The sequence below is a fragment of the Microvirga terrae genome, from assembly GCF_013307435.2.
Classification (GTDB): Bacteria; Pseudomonadota; Alphaproteobacteria; order Rhizobiales; family Beijerinckiaceae; genus Microvirga; species Microvirga terrae.
Map to the genome: position 1 here is coordinate 4,153,717 of NZ_CP102845.1, position 16,750 is coordinate 4,170,466.

Annotated in this window: 18 protein-coding genes; 11 read left to right on the top strand and 7 right to left on the bottom strand. The window is 67.4% G+C overall.

The genetic code is table 11. The features are described from left to right. Positions 1-40: 40 nt before the first annotated feature. Together HPT29_RS19530 and HPT29_RS19535 are read right to left on the bottom strand one after the other, a co-directional pair. Positions 41-238, bottom strand: coding sequence for a hypothetical protein (locus HPT29_RS19530; protein WP_173946230.1), 198 nt, complete (start codon positions 236-238; stop codon positions 41-43). 121 nt (positions 239-359) lie between these two features. After that, positions 360-566, bottom strand: a complete 207-nt coding sequence (locus tag HPT29_RS19535) for a cold-shock protein (protein WP_036364707.1) — start codon at positions 564-566, stop codon at positions 360-362. A gap of 532 nt (positions 567-1,098) precedes the next feature. Here HPT29_RS19535 and HPT29_RS19540 point away from each other — a divergent pair. The 4 genes from HPT29_RS19540 (at position 1,099) to HPT29_RS19555 (ending at position 4,491) form a co-directional block, all read left to right on the top strand. Continuing rightward, positions 1,099-1,251, top strand: a complete 153-nt coding sequence (locus HPT29_RS19540; protein ID WP_173948897.1) for a hypothetical protein — start codon at positions 1,099-1,101, stop codon at positions 1,249-1,251. A gap of 274 nt (positions 1,252-1,525) precedes the next feature. After that, on the top strand, positions 1,526-2,899 hold the full coding sequence (locus tag HPT29_RS19545; RefSeq protein ID WP_173948896.1) for an MBOAT family O-acyltransferase: 1,374 nt from the start codon (positions 1,526-1,528) through the stop codon (positions 2,897-2,899). Continuing rightward, complete coding sequence (locus HPT29_RS19550; RefSeq protein WP_259060195.1) at positions 2,874-3,923, top strand: hypothetical protein; 1,050 nt, start codon at positions 2,874-2,876, stop codon at positions 3,921-3,923. Before HPT29_RS19545 ends, HPT29_RS19550 begins: the two co-directional genes overlap by 26 nt. Before the next feature lie 94 nt (positions 3,924-4,017). Next, positions 4,018-4,491 (top strand): VOC family protein, encoded by a 474-nt coding sequence (locus HPT29_RS19555; RefSeq protein WP_173948895.1) that lies wholly within the window; start codon positions 4,018-4,020, stop codon positions 4,489-4,491. Between the two features lie 71 nt (positions 4,492-4,562). On the opposite strand, the gene HPT29_RS19560 is transcribed toward HPT29_RS19555, so the two are convergent. Continuing rightward, positions 4,563-5,990, bottom strand: coding sequence for a pyridoxal phosphate-dependent decarboxylase family protein (locus HPT29_RS19560; protein WP_173948894.1), 1,428 nt, complete (start codon positions 5,988-5,990; stop codon positions 4,563-4,565). Positions 5,991-6,189: 199 nt separating this feature from the next. On the opposite strand from HPT29_RS19560, the gene HPT29_RS19565 reads away from it, so the two are divergent. After that, positions 6,190-6,381, top strand: coding sequence for a hypothetical protein (locus HPT29_RS19565; RefSeq protein WP_173948893.1), 192 nt, complete (start codon positions 6,190-6,192; stop codon positions 6,379-6,381). Positions 6,382-6,526: 145 nt separating this feature from the next. Next, positions 6,527-7,375: a type 1 glutamine amidotransferase gene (locus HPT29_RS19570; RefSeq protein ID WP_259060198.1), complete on the top strand. Its 849-nt coding sequence runs from the start codon at positions 6,527-6,529 to the stop codon at positions 7,373-7,375. A 66-nt stretch (positions 7,376-7,441) separates the two neighbouring features. Here the strand turns inward: HPT29_RS19570 and HPT29_RS19575 are convergent, their stop codons facing one another. Beyond that, the gene (locus HPT29_RS19575) at positions 7,442-8,935 is read right to left on the bottom strand and encodes a tetratricopeptide repeat protein (RefSeq protein WP_173948892.1); all 1,494 of its coding nucleotides are present in this window, start codon (positions 8,933-8,935) and stop codon (positions 7,442-7,444) included. A gap of 164 nt (positions 8,936-9,099) precedes the next feature. Next, positions 9,100-9,891, bottom strand: a complete 792-nt coding sequence (locus HPT29_RS19580; protein WP_173948891.1) for an AraC family transcriptional regulator — start codon at positions 9,889-9,891, stop codon at positions 9,100-9,102. Positions 9,892-10,023: 132 nt separating this feature from the next. Here HPT29_RS19580 and HPT29_RS19585 point away from each other — a divergent pair, with 132 nt between their 5' ends. Next, a complete protein-coding gene (locus HPT29_RS19585) occupies positions 10,024-11,343 on the top strand; it encodes a tetratricopeptide repeat protein (RefSeq protein ID WP_173948890.1) in 1,320 nt (439 codons plus the stop codon). 8 nt (positions 11,344-11,351) lie between these two features. Continuing rightward, positions 11,352-12,572 (top strand): MFS transporter, encoded by a 1,221-nt coding sequence (locus HPT29_RS19590; RefSeq protein WP_173948889.1) that lies wholly within the window; start codon positions 11,352-11,354, stop codon positions 12,570-12,572. A gap of 83 nt (positions 12,573-12,655) precedes the next feature. On the opposite strand, the gene HPT29_RS19595 is transcribed toward HPT29_RS19590, so the two are convergent. Next, positions 12,656-12,829 (bottom strand): hypothetical protein, encoded by a 174-nt coding sequence (locus HPT29_RS19595; protein WP_173948888.1) that lies wholly within the window; start codon positions 12,827-12,829, stop codon positions 12,656-12,658. Between the two features lie 376 nt (positions 12,830-13,205). Between HPT29_RS19595 and HPT29_RS19600 the strand changes: the two genes are divergently transcribed. Both HPT29_RS19600 and HPT29_RS19605 read left to right on the top strand, forming a co-directional pair. Continuing rightward, positions 13,206-13,496 carry a hypothetical protein gene (locus tag HPT29_RS19600; protein ID WP_173948887.1) on the top strand — a complete coding sequence of 97 codons (291 nt, stop codon included), beginning with the start codon at positions 13,206-13,208 and terminating at the stop codon, positions 13,494-13,496. Between the two features lie 303 nt (positions 13,497-13,799). Further along, entirely contained in the window at positions 13,800-14,189 is a 390-nt protein-coding gene (locus HPT29_RS19605) for a hypothetical protein (RefSeq protein ID WP_173948886.1), read from the top strand. Positions 14,190-14,279: 90 nt separating this feature from the next. Here HPT29_RS19605 and HPT29_RS19610 read toward each other — a convergent pair whose 3' ends face one another. Then, a complete protein-coding gene (locus HPT29_RS19610) occupies positions 14,280-14,648 on the bottom strand; it encodes a hypothetical protein (RefSeq protein ID WP_173948885.1) in 369 nt (122 codons plus the stop codon). 516 nt (positions 14,649-15,164) lie between these two features. On the opposite strand from HPT29_RS19610, the gene HPT29_RS19615 reads away from it, so the two are divergent. Then, complete coding sequence (locus HPT29_RS19615) at positions 15,165-16,604, top strand: calcium-binding protein (RefSeq protein WP_173948884.1); 1,440 nt, start codon at positions 15,165-15,167, stop codon at positions 16,602-16,604. Positions 16,605-16,750: the final 146 nt, after the last annotated feature.

The window sequence follows — 16,750 nt, forward strand, 5'->3', positions numbered from 1 at the left end:
GGGTTTGACGCTTAAGGGTCGGGCCGCCGCAGGCGGCGGGCTATCGCACGCGCCTGATGCTGACGATCGTGCCTTCGGGAAGGGTCCCCTGCTCCTGCCGGGCTCGCGCCGTTGTCTCGACCGCGCGCGGATTGGAGGCCGCTTCCGGATTGTCGATCCAGAGATAGGCCCGACGCGCATCGTCGTAATCCACCACGAACATCACCGATTTGGCGGCCGCTTTTCGAAATGTGTTCATCACGTCCTCACGGGGTCGGCCGTCCGATGACGGCGCGGCGAAACAAGAAAGCCGCTCCCCATGGGGAGCGGCTCCGCAGGCAGCACTTCAGGCAGCACTTGCGTGAAGCGCCGCCTCATCCTCAGGCCTGGATGTTGTTGACGGCGACTTTGCCGGAGCGGCGGTCCTCGGCGGTGTCGAAGGAGACCTTCTGGCCCTCGCGCAGGCCGCGGATGCCGGCGCGCTCAAGCGCGGTGGCGTGGACGAACACGTCCTTGCTGCCGTCGTCCGGCTGGATGAAGCCGAAGCCCTTCTGGTCGTTGTAGAACTTCACGGTGCCCGTAATCATGGGGGGTATCCTTGGTAAGGCTGATATGCACGTGAGCCAGCGTCGTGCAGCCGCACGAGCGCGCTCGGTTCGTCGATGTTTGGAAGAGTGTCTGAACGTGCGCCTGGAATGCCAAGGCGTAACGGCCCGATTGTCCGGCCAAATGTCGATAACGGTTATCTAGGGTCTCCTTGCGGCGAATACAAGGCGGAGTCGGGATTTGTTTCTCGGTGCGCTTCGAAAAACTTGAACCTGCGAGGATTTCAGCTGTCCGCCGACATGGCTTGCGCAGCCGTTGTTTTTCGATTTTCTGTCCTCTCCTCGCTTTTACCTTGCATTGATCCCGAACATCGCCCATATACCATTCATCCAACCGACATGTTCGGCCTGCTCTCTGAAGCTCATGATTGAGCGCCGAGCCCGCTTTCCGCATCTTTGAAGTTTGGTCGCTGCGTGGAACAACGCGGCGGATCCGTCGTTTTGCACCGCACTCGACATCATCAACGAACAATAATGTCGGCCCGGCGCGATGTCGGAGCCGCCCAAGGACATCATGAAGACCCTTTCCCATTCCAAACCCGCCGAAGGCCGCCTTCAGCTCTCGACGACGAAGCCTCCCCGCAAGGCCAGCCTCACCTGGCAGCCCCAGCAAAGCACTCTCACCCGCGAAGAGATCCGGGCCATCATCCTCGAGCAGATCGGGTAAGGCCGTCGCTCACGAGCGAGGATGCCCGGGACTGACGGAGCTCCGCCCTGTGCGTCATGGCCGGGCCTGTCCCGGCCATCCCCATGCGGAAGAGCGCGGCGCCACAGGAAGTCCGGATCAGCGGGACGAACCCGATGACGACCGGGCACTGACCTGCGCTATTCCGCCCCCTCCCCGGCCCAAACGTTGACGCCGGGGCCGCCTTCCCGCACAAGAACCGCTTTCAGGGCGCGGAACGGAGCATTCCGCGCCGCTCAACGATGCTGTTGCGGGAATGCTCTTCAACTCGTTCATCTTCCTGTTCGCCTTCCTGCCGGCCGCGCTGCTGGCCCATGGCGCCGTGGAGCGGTTTCGTCCCGCATGGCGGCTGCCCGTGCTGCTCGGGCTGTCCCTGTTCTTCTACGGCTATTGGGACTGGCGGTTCGTGCCGCTCCTGATCGGCTCCATCGTGGTCAACTGGCTCGTCGCCAGGGCCTTCGTGCGCTCGGGGCTGTCGATCCTGATCCCGCTGGCGATCACCGCCAACCTGCTCGTCCTGGCGGTCTTCAAGTACTTCAACTTCTTCATGGATCTCGCCACCCTCGTGCCGGGGCTGCCGACGCTTCACATGGAGATCGCGCTGCCGCTCGGCATCTCGTTCTTCACGTTCCACCACATCATGTACCTGACGGATCTGAAGAAGGGCAAAGCGCCCCTTTACGATCCGGTCCGCTACGGCCTCTACATTGCGTTCTTCCCGCAGGTTCTCGCCGGCCCCCTGGTGCGCTGGAGCGAGATCATGCACCAGTTCGAGGAGCGGCCCTACCGGCGGCCCGATGCCGACGAGCGCATCGCGCGCGGGCTTATGCTGCTGGTCTGCGGCCTGGCGAAGAAGACCCTGCTCGGCGATCCGCTCTCCGAATACGTCAACCCGATCTTCCAGGCGGCCGCCGCCGGCAAGGCCATCGCGCTGGGCGAGGCCTGGCAGGCGATGCTCGGCTTCACGTTCCAGATCTATTTCGACTTCTCGGGCTATACCGACATGGCGCTCGGCCTCGCGCTGCTCTTCGGCATCGTTCTGCCGCAGAACTTCGACGTGCCCTACCGGTCCGTGTCGCTGCAGGATTTCTGGCGACGCTGGCACATGACCCTGTCGCGCTTCCTGCGCGACTATCTCTACATCGCCATGGGCGGCAACCGGAAGGGCCTGGCGATCCAGCTCGCGGCCCTGTTCGCCACCATGACCCTGGGCGGCCTCTGGCACGGCGCCGGGCTGACCTTCGTCGCCTGGGGGGCCGCCCACGGGCTCGCGCTCGGAGCCGGCGTGCTCTGGCGGCGCGCCGGGCTTGCCTTGCCGCGCCCGGCGGGCTGGGTCCTGACGATGCTGTTCGTGATGCTCACCTGGGTGCTCTTCCGCGCCACGAGCTTCGACGCGGCGCTGCGGATCTACGAGGGCCTGATCGGCCTGGGCGGGGCGGATCCGTCGATCAAGTGGCGGACGATCCTGGTCGCCGCGCTGGTCGCCGTGCTCGGCCCCACAGCCTGGACCTTCGTGCACCGGATTCCGCCGCGCCGGGCGATCGCGATCGGCTTCGCGGTTCTCCTGGTGGTCGTTCTGTTCAAGCTCGGCGACGATGCGAATTATGAATTCATCTATTTCCAGTTCTGACGCGGCCGCCCGGCCCGACGGCCCGCTCTGGCGGCGCTTCGCCGTCACCCTCGTGGCGGGCGCGGCAGCCGTCCTGGCCCTCGCCCTGGCGGCGATCTTCCTGATCGACCCCTACGACACCGGCCGCTCGCCCTTCTTCTCCCAGGCGGGCGTGCGCGCGCTGGCCCCGGCGACGGGCAACGCCAGCCGCGGGCGCGACCCGGCCTTCGATGCCATGATCGCGGGGAATTCCCGGATCCAGCTCATCTCGCCGGAGCGGCTGAAGGCCGCCACGGGGCTGGATTTCGTCCAGATGTCGGTTCCGGGCTCGGGGCCCAGGGAGCAGCTCGCCCTCATCGACTGGTTCCTCGGCCATCGGCGGGCGCCGGTGAAGGCCCTGCTGGTGAGCATCGACGAGAGCTGGTGCACGGCCGATCCCGCCCTGCCGAGCGAGCGCCCCTTCCCGTTCTGGCTGTATGCTGCAAGCCGCCTCGACTACGCCCGCGGGCTGCTGCGCTGGGAGGTTCTGGAGGAGGTGCCTCCGCGACTGTCCCATCTGCTGGGCATGAGCGCCGAGCGGCTGCGCCCGGACGGCTACTGGGATTACGACGCCGAATACACCCAGAAGGGCGACAAGGCGGCCGCCGCCCACCGCCAGGAAATGCGGGCGCGGCCCTATGCGAATGCCCAGCGCTACGACCGCGACCCGGCGGAAGGCACGCGCTCGTTCCCGGCAGCCGAGCGGCTCGGAACCCTCGCGGCCGCGCTCCCGGGCGATGCTGTCCTCATCCTGGTCGTGCCGCCGCTCTACATCAACGCGCTGCCCCCGGAGGGCACCGAGCAGGCCTTCCGCCTGCGGGCCTGCACGGCGGCCCTCGCGGAGTCCGCCCGGAAAGGTCACGCGCGCACGGCGCTGATCGACTGGCGGACCGACCGTCCGGAGACCCGGGATCCGGCCCGGTTCTTCGACCGGGTCCATTACCGGCAGCCCGTCGCCCGGGCCATGGAGGCGGACATCGCGGACGCGTTCCGGCGTGTGCGCTGACGCGTGCGGTTTGCCGCACCGGCCGGAAAAAGGGTAGGAAGAAAGGCAGGAGAAAAGCCGGAGCCTCCGGTTCCGTCCAGACGAGGAGCACGCCATGGCGAAGAACACGATCTGCCTCTGGTACGACAAGGATGCCGAGGCGGCGGCCCGCTTCTATGCCGAGACCTTTCCCGACAGCCGGGTAACGGCCGTGCACCGCGCCCCCGGCGACTACCCGACCGGCCGGGAGGGCGACGTGCTGACGGTCGAGTTCACGGTGGCGGGCGTGGCCTGTCTCGGCCTCAACGGCGGCCCTGCGTTCAAGCACACCGAAGCCTTCTCGTTCCAGATCGCCACCGACGATCAGGCCGAGACCGATCGCTACTGGAACGCCATCGTGGGCCATGGCGGCCAGGAGAGCGAATGCGGCTGGTGCAAGGACCGGTGGGGCGTGTCCTGGCAGATCACTCCGCGCGTCCTGATGGAAGCACTCGCGGCCGGCGGCGCCGAAGCCAAGCGCGCTTTCGACGCGATGATGACCATGAAGAAGATCGACGTCGCGGCGATCGAGGCGGCGCGGCGCGGATGAGACCCTCAAGCATCGGACGGAAAACCGGATCCACTTTTCGCTGACGTGGCCCTCTGGGTCCGTCCGATGCTCTAGGCGCGCACGTGCCGCCACGCGGCCAGGATCGCGTCGGCGGAGCGGTCGATATCCTGGTCGGTGGTCGGACCCGAGATCACCGAGAGCCGCAGGACCCAGGCGCCCCGCCATTGCGACCCGCCGGCGAAGAGCGTCCCGTCCTCCTGGATGCGCCGGATCGTCCGCAGGGTCAGGGCGTCGCCGTCCGCGACGGGCTCGTCCGGACCGAACCGGACGATCACCTGGTTGAGCGCCACATCGTTGACGATGCGCAGGCCGGGCTCGGCGGCAAGGCGACCGGCAAGGCGCTGCGCGAGCCGGCAATGCTCCTCGACCATGCGGGCGATCCCGTCGCGCCCGAGATGGCTGAGCATCGTCCAGGTGGCGAAGCCGCGGGCCCGGCGGGACAGTTCCGGCACGTAGTGGGACGGGTCGCGCTCGCCCTCGCCGATGCCCGGCAGGTAGCTCGCCGCACTGGTCATGGCGCGCCGGTGGGCGTCCGCGTCGCGGACGATGGCATAGCCGCAATCGTAGGGGGTCTGGAGCCATTTGTGCCCGTCCGTCGCCCAGGAATCGGCGCCCTCGATGCCGGCGCCCAGATCCGCCCGGGACGGGCAGGCCCGGGCCCACAGGCCGAAGGCCCCGTCCACATGCACCCAGGCGCCCTGCGCGCGGGCCCGCGGCACGATGGCCGCGTGGTCGTCGAACGCCCCGGTGTTGATCTGGCCCGCCTGCGTGATCGCGATGGTGGGCCCCTGGCACCGGCCGAGAGCCTGGGCGAAGGCGTCCGGGCGCAGGCGTCCCTGGCCGTCCGTGCCGATCCGCACCACCCGGTCGTGGCCGAGCCCCAGGAACTGGAGCGCCGAGAACACGGTCGCGTGGGCCTCGTCGCCGATGAGCACGTGAATGGGGGGCGCACCGAACAGACCTTGGCGCTCCACGTCCCAGCCCGCGCGCCGCAGCACCTCGCCACGGGCGGCCGCCAGGCACACGAAATTCGCCACGGTGGCGCCCGTGACGAAGCCGACCGAGGCCTCCCGCGGGAGATCCAGCAGTTCGAGCAGCCACCCGGCCGCAACCGTCTCGGCGGCGGCCGCCGCCGGAGAGGCCGTGTGGTTGCCCGCATTCTGCCCCCAGGCCGAGGTCAGCCAATCCGCCGCGACGCCAACCGGATGCGAGGCCCCGATCACCCAGCCGAAGAAGCGTGGACCCGTCGTGGCGTGGAGGCCCGGCGTGGCTCGCCGGACGAGATCGCGGATCACGTCCTCGGCCGGCAGGCCGGTCTCGGGCGTCGGTTGCGTGAAGGCCGCCAGGGCGTCGGAGTAGGTTTGCTCGGGTCGCTGGAGGCGCCGGCCGATGAGGCTGCGGAAGTCGGAGGCCGCGGACGCCACGGTCTCGAACAGCGTGCGCGTCAGGCCGGCATCGGCCGCTTGTCTCCGATCCATGGCTCGGGCTCCGGGCAACCTTGCGCCCAGCATGACGCATCCCCGGGGCGATCACAACCGGGACGGCCCGACCCGTCCCGGCGCCGGACCGAGGCGCGACTGTAACGATCTGTTAACCACGATGGGAAATACTCTTGTGACAATCTCAGGCTGGTTCGCAGCCGATCACGTCAGGGGCGGAGTACCAACAGGGAGCCCAATGAGTACCGAGAGAAATTCGGATCACAAGGTGTCGGGTCCGCGGCTTGGCCCCGATGCGCGGAAGCGGATCGCAGCCCACCTCCAGGCCATCTTCGCGGAGATCGAGGGTCAGCCGATCCCGGACGATCAGATCGACCTGCTGCTCGCCCTGCGGCGGGCCGAGCGCGAGCTCGGGCGAAAGGAAACCTGACGGGAACGGATCCCGGAGCGATTGGAGCACGCCTCGTCATCGAACGGCCGTGCCGTCCGACATGCCGCAGGTGCCGCCTGGAACCCGATCGCGGTTCGGGGTGTTTCGGTCTCCCTATCGTTTCGACCCTTCCGGAAAGCTCCCGTTGCCAGATCAGTTGCGTTTCCTCGTTGCCGAAAGCGAGCCGCCCGAAGCCCGGGAAAGCCGCCGCGAGAGCGTGGGACGCAGTTCGGGAGAAACCTATGTCGATACCTTGCGCTTCCTTGCACCCGAGGCCGTTTGCCATCGGGTGAAGCCGGCCGACAAAGGAGCCGCGCTGCCCGACCGGGCCGGCCTGAAGGCCTATCATGCGGTGTTCGTGACCGGCTCGCCGCTTCACCTCTACCAGGACACCCCCGAGACGCGCCGCGAGGTCGACCTGATGCGGGCCGTGTTCGAGGCGGGCGTCCCCTCCTTCGGATCCTGTGCCGGATTGCAGGTGGCCACTGTGGCGGCCGGCGGCATGGTGCGTCCCAGTCGCAGAGGCCGGGAGGCGGGCTTCGCGCGCCGCATCACGCGCACGGAGGCAGGGCATCGGCATCCGCTCCTTGCCGGCCGGCCGGCCTCCTTCGACGCTCCGGCCTTCCACTCGGACGAGGTGGAGACACTGCCGGAAGGAGGAACGCTGCTGGCGCTCAACACGGTCACCGAGGTTCAGGCCGTCGAGATCCGGCATGAAGCGGGCGTGTTCTGGGGTGTCCAGTACCATCCCGAACTCGACCTGCGCGAGGTCGCGGGAGCGCTGCGGCGTCAGTGCGACGACCTGGTCAGGGAAGGATATGTGGGCAGCTCCGGCGATCTCGAGAAGCACGCTGCCATGATCGAGGCTCTCCACCAGGCCCCCGACCGACGAGATCTTGCCTGGATGCTCGGGCTCGACGCGCAGGTCACCCAGGTGGAGCACCGCCTAGCGGAACTGCGCAATTTCATTCGCTTCGTGATCGAGGGTCGATAACCGACCGGGGTTCCGGTGCGCGGCGAAGATCTGTCCGTCGCAGGCGCGCGGCGCACCGGTGCCGCGTCAGCGTCTTTCCAGGAGAACGTAAAGGCCGGGCACCGGGCGCCCCGCCTCGAGACGGATGCGGCTCTCCACGGTCTCCAGGACGACGAAGTCCGTGGCCGTCGACCGGATGTGTTCGAGCGAATGGGCGAAGCGGCCGGAGGGCTGCAGCGTGAAGCCCTCCCCGGCTGCGAGCTCGATGCTCAGGACGAACAACCCGCCCGGCACCAGGGCGCCGGCGGCCGCGCGCAGGAGCGGTCCGAGATCACCGAAATAGATCAGCGAATCCGCCGCGAACACGAGATCGAAGCGGTTCTGCGACGCCTTGAGATAGGCCACGGCCTCCGCCTTGACGAGTTCGGCATAGCCGCCGCGCCGGGCAGCCTCCGCCAGCATGCCGGCGGAGAGATCGACCCCGACCAGGCTCGTCCCGAGGGGCTGCAGTTCCGCGGCGGCCAGGCCGGTGCCGCAGCCCAGGTCGAGCATGGTCCTGAACCCGGTCCGGTGCCCGGCCACGAGCTGCGCCATCCGGCACGGGGCTTCGTATTGCAGCGTCTCGAGCAATTTGCTGTCGAACTGGGGCGCGAACTGATCGAAATAGGTTTCGATATACTCCATGGGAGCAGCCGTCATGGCTCGACCGAGCACGGCGTCGAGCAGATAGCGCCTGACCGGATCGTTCGGCTTCTCGGCAAGTCGCAACCGGCCGATCTCCGCGGCGGTTTCGAGATGACCGGCGGCGCTGAGAACCGAGAACGCGTCGCGCGCGATGATCTCGAGATCCTCGCGGTCCTCACCCGCAATCTCGGCATAATCGCGCAGGGCGTCCTGGACGCTGCCTTCGATCATGGCCTGGAACGTCAGCGCGCGGGCGCGCTTCTGCCGGGTCGGCGGATCGAGCGGCAGCGTCAGCCGGGCAGCCTCGTCGAATGCGCGCGCGCAGCCGGCGAAATCGGACACGATGAAGGAGAGGTGCCCGAGGGCGTAATGGGCGAGCCCGTTCACCGGATCGTGCGCGATGGACGCGCGCACAGCCGTCAGGGCGTCGTCGTAACGCTTCTTCCTGAACAGCAGCAGGCCGAGTCCGAGATGAGCCGCGGCGGCCTCCGGCTTGAGCGCGATGGTACGCCGGTAGGCGTCCTCGGCCGTCTCGACGTCGTCCAGCCTGTCGGCCACGCCGGCGAGGGTCTGCCAGGACTGCGCGTTCAGCGGATCGAGGTCGAGGGATGTCCTGATCGCCGTCAGCGCCTCGTCGTCGCGGTCCGCGGCGCTGGTGACGCTCGCCAGATCGCGCCAGAGGTCGGGGTTCTGGGGCGCCAGGGAGAGTGCGGCGGCAAAGCATTGGGCGGCCGCGTCGAACCGTCCGTTCTCCCAGTGAACGAGGCCGAGCTGTCGCAGTGCCGGGGCCGGATGGCCGCACTGATCGATCATACGGCCGAAATGCGGCAGGCTCGCCTGCAGGGTTGCCACGAGCGTCATCGTGACGGTGACGTCGGGAAGCTGAATGGTCGTCATGAAATGGATCCAAAAATCATTTGCGCCGGAGGCAGGTCGTGGGATCAAGAATTAGCCGCTCTGGCTTTGCTGGACCTTGCAGGCCGACGCGGCATGGCGCCGAACCCCATCAACCTGGCGGGAGCTTCGCCCGGACACGTGCCTCCGATCCGTGACAATCGGCGTCACCGATCGGTCCCGCGTCCCCGCATGTAGGCCTGAGGGCTGCACCCCATCTCGGTCCGGAACGCATAGACGAAGGCCGAGGTGGAGCCATAGCCGAGTTCGAGGGCGGTGCAGGTCACGTCGAGGCCCCCGCCCATGAGCTCGATGGCCTTGAACAGGCGCAGGCGCCGCCGCCAGGAGCGCAGGCTCATGCCGATCTCCGCCTCGAAGCGGCGGGCGAGCGTGCGTACCGACATCCCGAGTTCCCGGCCCCATGCCTCCGGACCACGCGCGTCGGCCGGATCCGCGTAGAGCGCTTCGCACAGGCCCGTGAGGGGCGATCCCCCGCGGGGCCACGGGAGCGCGCCGGGCAAGGGCTGCGCGCGCCGGAGCTGGTCCAGGATCAGGTCGGTCACCCGGCCGGCATAGCCGTCCCGATCCTCCTCCCCTTCGATGGCGGTGGCTTCGACGATGAGCGCCTTGAGCAGCGGCGTGACGCCGAACACGGTCGGGCGCGCCGGCAGGCCACGACCGGCCTCGTCGGCGATCCAGAGACTGCGGAACTCGGCTCCGAGCAGGGATCCGGTCCGGTGCCGCAGTCCGGTCGGCAGCCAGACGGCCTGCTCCGGCGAGATCACGAACGAGTGTCCCTCCGCCGCCACCGTCAGCACCCCCGAGATCGCATAGACCATCTGGTTCCAGCGGTGCTCGTGTTCCGGAAAGGAATGGCGGGCCGGAATCGACTGAGCCCGCACGGTGATCGGACGAGGCGCCGCCGCCCCGGGTGGCGCTTCGATCGTCTCCCACGCCATGTCGCGTTCCCCCATTTGGCAGTTGTTCTACATCATTTGGCCGACTGTCAAAATACGGCCAGGACGGTATGCCGTATAAGACCTCTCAACGAGCACCGATGCTCCTGTCCGCTCCCAGATGAGGATCCAGCCATGACCCGTTTCGACAGCCGTGGCCTTCCCCTGTCGACCACGTCCGACCCTGCGGCGGAACGCTACCGGGAAGGTGTCGACCTGCTCCTCTCGGCTTGGCCCGACGCGGCCGAGGTCCTGGAGGAGGCGATCGCAGCCGATCCAGACTTCGCTCTCGCCCACGCGGCCCGCGCCCGCCTGCACGTCATCCGTAGTGAGGTTACGAAGGCCAAGGCGCGGATCGCTACGGCGAAGGAGATCGTCGCGCGGCGCGGGACCGAGCGCGAGCGCAGCCACGTGGCTGTCCTCTCGCTGGCGATCAACGGGCAATCGGCCCAGGCGCTGGAGCGGGCGCTCGCCCATGCCGAGATCTGGCCGCGGGACGTGCTGATCCTGTCCCTGCCGCTCGGGGCCTTCGGGCTCTTCGCCTTCTCCGGCATGGCGGACCACGACCAGGCGCGCGTCGATCTCTGCGAGCGCCACGCCCGGCATTTCGACGCCGACGACTGGTGGTTTCTCACCTACCGGGGCTGGTCTCATGCGGAGAACGGCAACGTTGCGCACGGTCGGACGCTGACGCAGCGCGGCTACGATTTGCGCGGAAACAATGCCAATGCGGCGCATGCACTCTCGCATGCCATGTACGAGGGCGGTGCGCACGATGAGGCGGAGCGGATGATCGCCGACTGGCTGCCCGGCTACGACCGCTGCGGAATCCTGCACGGCCACATCGCGTGGCACTCGGCGCTGGGCGCGCTCGAGCGCGGCGATCCGGAGCAGGCTTTGGCGATCTACGCGGAACACATCCAGCCGTCGGTGACGGCCGGCATGCCGGTCAACGTGGTCAGCGACACGGCCTCGTTCCTGTGGCGGCTGAAAGCCTACGGTCACACGGTGCCGGCTGGGCTGTGGCAGGACGCGGCCACCTATTCGACAGGCTACTTCCAGACGGCCGGCTTCGCCTTCGCGGACGTCCACATGGCGCTCATCGCGGCGGCGACCGGTGACAAGGCCGCAGTCGAGGAGCGCGTGAAGGCTCAGATGGCGCTGATCGATGCGGGCGCCCTGGCCGCCGGCCCTGTGGTGCCGGCGATCTGCCGCGCGGCCCTGGCCTTTGCGGAGGAGGACTACGCGGCTTGCGCGCGTATCCTGCAGCCGGTCGCGGCCGAGGTCGTGCGCATCGGCGGCAGCGGCGCTCAGCGCGAGATGATGGAGGACATGCTGCTGCTGGCCTTGATGCGCAGCGGCGAGGCCGCGAAGGCCGGTGAATTACTCGACAGTCGCCTCCATCGCCGCCCGTCGTCGCGCGACATGCGCTGGCACGGCCTGCTCGCCGCCTGAGAACTGCCATGTCACGCGCCGATGCCGATATCGCAGCCGGGCCCGCGCCCATGGCCCGGTCCGGAAACACCGACGTCCTGAGACTCGCAATTGCGCAGGCGCTCGCAGGCGCCAACTCGGCGGTCGTGTACGCCACCGGGGCCATTCTCGGCAACATGCTCGCGCCCAGCCGGGCTCTCGCCACGCTGCCGATCTCCATCTTCGTGGTGGGAATGGCAGCCTGCACCCTGCCGGCCGGCGCCCTCGCCCGCCGCCATGGGCGCCGCGCGGCGTTCCTGGCCGGGACGGGATGCGGCGTGCTCACCGGGCTGCTCGCCGCCCTGGCCATCGTGCTCGGCTCGTTCTGGCTGCTCTGCCTCGGCACGTTCTTCGGCGGCGCCTACGCGGCCGTGGTCCTGTCGTTCCGTTTCGCGGCCGCCGACTGCGTCCCGCCGGAGCGGCGTCCGCGGGCCCCGTCGGCCGTCATGGCGGGCGGCGTGTTTGCCGGGATCATCGGCCCGCAGCTCGTCACCTACACCATGGACCTGTGGCAGCCCTACCTGTTCGCGGCGACGTTCCTGGCGCAAGCCGCCGTGGCGGCTCTGTCCGCCCTCGTGCTGCTCGGCGTGCGGGTCCCCATGCCCACGGCCGCGGAGATGGCCGGCGGCCGTCCGCTCGGCGCGATCCTGCGCCAGCCGCGCTTCATCACCGCGGTGATCTGCGGAGTGGTCTCCTACACGCTCATGAACTTCATCATGACGGCCGCCCCCCTGGCGATGCGCCTGTGCGGTCTGTCGCAGGAATCGTCCAATCTCGGCCTGCAATGGCACATCATCGCGATGTACGGCCCGGGCTTCTTCACCGGCCGGCTGATCACCCGCTTCGGTGCGCCCCGCGTGGTGGCCTCGGGATTGGCCCTGACGGCCGCCTCCGCGGCCATCGGGCTGACCGGGGTGGACGTCGCGCATTTCTGGCTGACCCTGATCCTGCTGGGCGTGGGCTGGAACTTCGGCTTCGTGGGCGCGTCGGCGCTCGTGCTGGAATGTCACCGCCCAGAGGAGCGCACGCGGGTCCAATCGCTCAACGACTTCCTGGTCTTCGGCACGATGGCCGTCGGCTCCTTCTCATCCGGAGGGCTGCTGACAGCCTACGGATGGGACACGGTCCTGTGGGTCTCATTCGCCCCTCTGGCCGTGGCGGTCGCGGCCCTCGTGGTCACGGGGCCGGTTCGGGGCGTGAAAACAACCTAGCCCGGATCAGACAACCGTCCCGCAGGCCCCTCACGGCCCGATCCGCTCTGGCGGGCGCGGCGGCATGTGCTGGACTTCGGCCGTCAGGGGCGCGGGGCGACGGTATCCGGGTTTGACGGGATCGGCTTGATCGTTTCCTGGCTCGCGGCCCGTCCCGGGGCGTTCTCCGGATCGGAATGCGTCTCGCGCAAGGCGAAGAAAATCACCACGACGGCAAGGGCAACCGCTGCCAATGCCGTCCAATTGCGAATGCCCATCGTGCTCTCCTGGCCTGAGGCTCGCGCATCGCGCGGAACATTAGGTCCGCGCCGAACGATGCGCCGTCATCAGAAACGAAATCTGGAATTGACCCGGAAGCGTGTCTGCGTCCCGGTCGATGCTTCAGGGTCTGAACTCGAACGAGAGGAGCTGGTTCCTCCGGCCTAGCCGCAATCCGGCTGCGTTTCTCGACGCGAAGGCCGCCGGAATTTTGAACGTCGTCTCCCGACGATCAAACGAATTTGCAGAAAATTCGCCGGTGTGAAGCGCTTCACAGCGCAGCCCTCGACGATGGTTCAAAGTCTCATCATCGCCAACGGAGAGAGCATCTCAGGCGGTCTTGAGAGCAACGGTTAACACGAAGAGGAACCTACCATGGAAAACTTCCAGTTCTCTGAAAACGACATCTTCCAGGACGCCTTCAACACGGCCCTCGGCGGCAATGCGACCTCGGCCCAGGTGGCCAACATCACGGATGCCGACAAGCTTCTCGACGGCAGCACCGACTGGTTCGGCGGCGGCTACAACGAACAGCTCTCCTACAACGACATCGACCAGATGGCGACGAACACCGCCTACGGCGGCAGCGCGACCTCGGCCCAGGTGGCCGGCATCGTCGACAGCGACACGATGGTCGACACCAGCCACGGCCTGCCCCTCTTCTAAGAACTCTCTCCGTTCGGGGCGCCATCGCCACCAAGGCCCGGCGCTCCACCCCCCGGCCCTCTCAGCTCCCTGGGAGGGCCTTTTCGCATCTCGCGCTCGACGTTCACCGACGCAGCTGTCACGGCAGGATAAAGCAGCAAGGCCGGGATCGGGATCGCCTCCCCCGGCCTCTCGGCCCGCGACGTCCGCCTGTGATGCGGTTCACAGCCCTTGTGCCGAAAGCCGTTCAATCTTCAACGATCGCCAACTGAGAGGGCATCTCGGGCGGTACTGAGCGCAACACCGACTTGAAAAGGACATTTCATGCCGAATTTTCAAATTTCCCTGAACGACATCAACCAGACGGCGGCCAATACGGGCGTTGGCGCCGATGCGTCGTCCGCTCAACTCGCCACCATCCATGATCCCGATACCATCTTCGATACTGGGGACAGCTGGGACTGGTCTTCCGGCGGCCCGGAGATCAACGTCCAGCTCGACACGAACGTCGTCAACCAGACGGCGGTCAACACGGCGTTGGGCGGCGATGCGGCATCGGCCCAGGCGGCGGCCATCAATGACCCCGACGCGCTCGTGGATTCCGGCAGCTACGATCACTCGCCGGACTTCAACTTCCAGATCTCCACCAACCTGATCAACCAGACGGCCGTCAACACCGCCGTCGACGTCGACCATCTCTTCCCGTTCGGGTAAGTCCCGCCGGCGAGGGAGCGTCATCGGCCGCGCCGATGACGCTCCCGCTTCATCTCGGCCCTGCACTTGTGGGGCGGTCGTGCTCCCGCCTCACGGCGTAGGCGTGGACAGAGCCTGTCGGAGCTGAGCGGGATCGACCGCGACCTTGAGCACCGTTCCGCCGAAATCCAGCACCAGGACGGGGTCGCCGCCGGCCTGCTCGATCCGCGTGCTCAAGGGCTGCACCGGCACGCTCTTGGCGTGATTGGGCCCGGCATCCGCGCCAAAGGTTCTGGGCGGCTTGTCCCTGTGGGTCCGCACCATCTCGCGGAGCAAGTCCGTCACGAGGGGCGTTGAATCGACCGCGCCGAGAAGAACCTCGTATTCCCGGCCCGTGTCGGCGCGGATCCCCAATGCCACGATGGCTCCGTCGTCCGACACCTGGACCCGCCAGGCCTGTGAACCAATCCGCTTGACCAAAATCCGCTCTCCTCCATGCACCGTCGACCGGATGCTCATCGCGGCCCGACGAGGCCCGTCACCGCGCCGACGATCCGACATGGCGACCGATAACCCGTCCGGCCATGTCCCTGTCAATCCCGGTCGATCCTCCAGCACGACCAGGAGGCTCACGGCCACGAGATGCAAGGAGCGGCAAAGAATCGGGAGCGCCGCCGCTCCGGCATGACCGGCGCCTGCCCTCTGACGCCAAATAGACTTATTCTCGCACTAAGGTTCGACACAGTGTAGATGCGTACTGGCAAGTAACGTCGGGAGTACTCCCCTCGCTATCTTTGGAATATTTTGGAAGAGGGACGCTATCTCCAAGATCAAGCAGGAATAGGCTCACACGACAGTGCCAGAAAACGGCGATTTCGTTCAATATACACTCATCAATAGGAATGAGTGCCGGGTTATACGGGATCGCGTACTGAAAAAGGTGTACCGCAGAAGGTGTAGTGAAAGTCATCAGTTTCCCATGACCTGGAGGATCGAATGGCACGCATATTTGGCGGCGGACGCCGCGACAATCTGATCGGCACTCTTGGCGCCGACCATATTTTCGGCAGGGGCGGCAGCGACCGCCTGACCGGCCTGAGCGGCAATGACACGCTTGACGGCGGGGGCGGGAACGACCGCCTCTTCGGCAATAACGGCCACGACCGCCTGTTCGGTCGCAGTGGGAACGACTCGCTCGACGGTGGCGCGGGCAACGACCGCCTGTTCGGCAATGACGGCCGCGACTGGCTGCTCGGCGGCAGCGGCCAGGACACGCTGGATGGTGGCAACGGTCACGACCGCCTCTTCGGCAACAACGGCCATGATCGCCTTCTCGGCCGCAGGGGCAACGACTGGCTGGATGGCGGCAGCGGCGACGACCGCCTCTTCGGCGGAGCCGACAACGACACGCTGCTGGGCGGCAGCGGCAACGATTGGCTCGATGGCGGCGACGGCAACGATGACCTGCGGGGCGGGACCGGCGACGACACCGCGTACGGCGGAGAAGGCGATGACAGCTTCACCTGGAACCCGGGCGATGGCGACGACATCTTCGACGGCGGCGGCGGCACGGACAGGTTGATCTTCAATGGCTCGGACGGCGCCGAGCGGATGACGATTACCACGCTTGCCAATGGCGGCTTCCAGTTCTTCCGCGATCTCGGCGACATCACCGTGGACACCACCAATGTGGAACGGGTCGAAGTCGACGGCCGTGGCGGCAACGACACCATCGACGGGTCCGGTCAGACCAATGTCGGCGTCGTGCTGGACATCAGCGGCGGGGCCGGTGACGACAGTCTGCAAGGGGGCGCCGGCAACGACAGCCTCGACGGCGGCGACGGCAACGACACCATGCTCGGCAACACGGGCAACGACAGCGCCTCCGGCGGCCTGGGCAACGACAGCTTCCAGTGGGACCCCGGCGACGGCAACGACGTCTTCGACGGTGGCGGCGGCACCGATACGCTGATCTTCAACGGATCGAACGGCAACGAGGTCATGACGGTCACCACCCAGGCCGGCGGCTTCAGGTTCTTCCGCGACGTCGGCAGCATCACGGTCGACACCACCAATGTCGAGCGGGTTGATGTCGACGGCTTGGGCGGCAACGATTCCATCGACGGCTCGGCTCAGACGAGCACTGCGGTTGCCCTGGAGATCACCGGCGGGGCCGGGAACGACACGCTGATCGGCGGGGCCGGCGCCGATGCATTCGTGTTCGGACCTGAGAGGGACAATGACGTGACGGAGACCGACCTGATTGTCGACTACAGCGAAACCGAGGGCGACGTGGTCGACCTGGGCGCCGGCGGATCCGTGCTCAGCAGTACGGTCGTCGGAGGCAATCTCCAGCTGACCCTTGCGGGTGGTGACGACGACGTGGTGATCCTCCAGGGCATCACCAACATCAACGACGTGACGTTCGTCCTCTGACGACCACGCTCTCATGTGACGTGCCGCCGGGCCTTCTCGCGACGGCACGTCATCAAAGGTCGCCGGAAGGGCCTGGAGCATGAGCCGATGAGTGACGGCACGATCCCCTCGCCTTGCCTGTTCCGCGCCCGCCCTCCTTGTGACAC

What these genes read in the sequence shown, in the direction of transcription:
- HPT29_RS19560 (WP_173948894.1), bottom strand. Translation starts at nt 5,990, where the DNA reads ATGGATCGGAGACAAGCGGCCGATGCCGGCCTGACGCGCACGCTGTTC.
- HPT29_RS19615 (WP_173948884.1), top strand. Translation starts at nt 15,165, where the DNA reads ATGGCACGCATATTTGGCGGCGGACGCCGCGACAATCTGATCGGCACT.
- HPT29_RS19545 (WP_173948896.1), top strand. Translation starts at nt 1,526, where the DNA reads ATGCTCTTCAACTCGTTCATCTTCCTGTTCGCCTTCCTGCCGGCCGCG.
- HPT29_RS19540 (WP_173948897.1), top strand. Translation starts at nt 1,099, where the DNA reads ATGAAGACCCTTTCCCATTCCAAACCCGCCGAAGGCCGCCTTCAGCTC.
- HPT29_RS19530 (WP_173946230.1), bottom strand. Translation starts at nt 238, where the DNA reads ATGAACACATTTCGAAAAGCGGCCGCCAAATCGGTGATGTTCGTGGTG.
- HPT29_RS19585 (WP_173948890.1), top strand. Translation starts at nt 10,024, where the DNA reads ATGACCCGTTTCGACAGCCGTGGCCTTCCCCTGTCGACCACGTCCGAC.
- HPT29_RS19565 (WP_173948893.1), top strand. Translation starts at nt 6,190, where the DNA reads ATGAGTACCGAGAGAAATTCGGATCACAAGGTGTCGGGTCCGCGGCTT.
- HPT29_RS19595 (WP_173948888.1), bottom strand. Translation starts at nt 12,829, where the DNA reads ATGGGCATTCGCAATTGGACGGCATTGGCAGCGGTTGCCCTTGCCGTC.
- HPT29_RS19600 (WP_173948887.1), top strand. Translation starts at nt 13,206, where the DNA reads ATGGAAAACTTCCAGTTCTCTGAAAACGACATCTTCCAGGACGCCTTC.
- HPT29_RS19535 (WP_036364707.1), bottom strand. Translation starts at nt 566, where the DNA reads ATGATTACGGGCACCGTGAAGTTCTACAACGACCAGAAGGGCTTCGGC.
- HPT29_RS19550 (WP_259060195.1), top strand. Translation starts at nt 2,874, where the DNA reads ATGAATTCATCTATTTCCAGTTCTGACGCGGCCGCCCGGCCCGACGGC.
- HPT29_RS19555 (WP_173948895.1), top strand. Translation starts at nt 4,018, where the DNA reads ATGGCGAAGAACACGATCTGCCTCTGGTACGACAAGGATGCCGAGGCG.
- HPT29_RS19575 (WP_173948892.1), bottom strand. Translation starts at nt 8,935, where the DNA reads ATGACGACCATTCAGCTTCCCGACGTCACCGTCACGATGACGCTCGTG.
- HPT29_RS19590 (WP_173948889.1), top strand. Translation starts at nt 11,352, where the DNA reads ATGTCACGCGCCGATGCCGATATCGCAGCCGGGCCCGCGCCCATGGCC.
- HPT29_RS19580 (WP_173948891.1), bottom strand. Translation starts at nt 9,891, where the DNA reads ATGGCGTGGGAGACGATCGAAGCGCCACCCGGGGCGGCGGCGCCTCGT.
- HPT29_RS19605 (WP_173948886.1), top strand. Translation starts at nt 13,800, where the DNA reads ATGCCGAATTTTCAAATTTCCCTGAACGACATCAACCAGACGGCGGCC.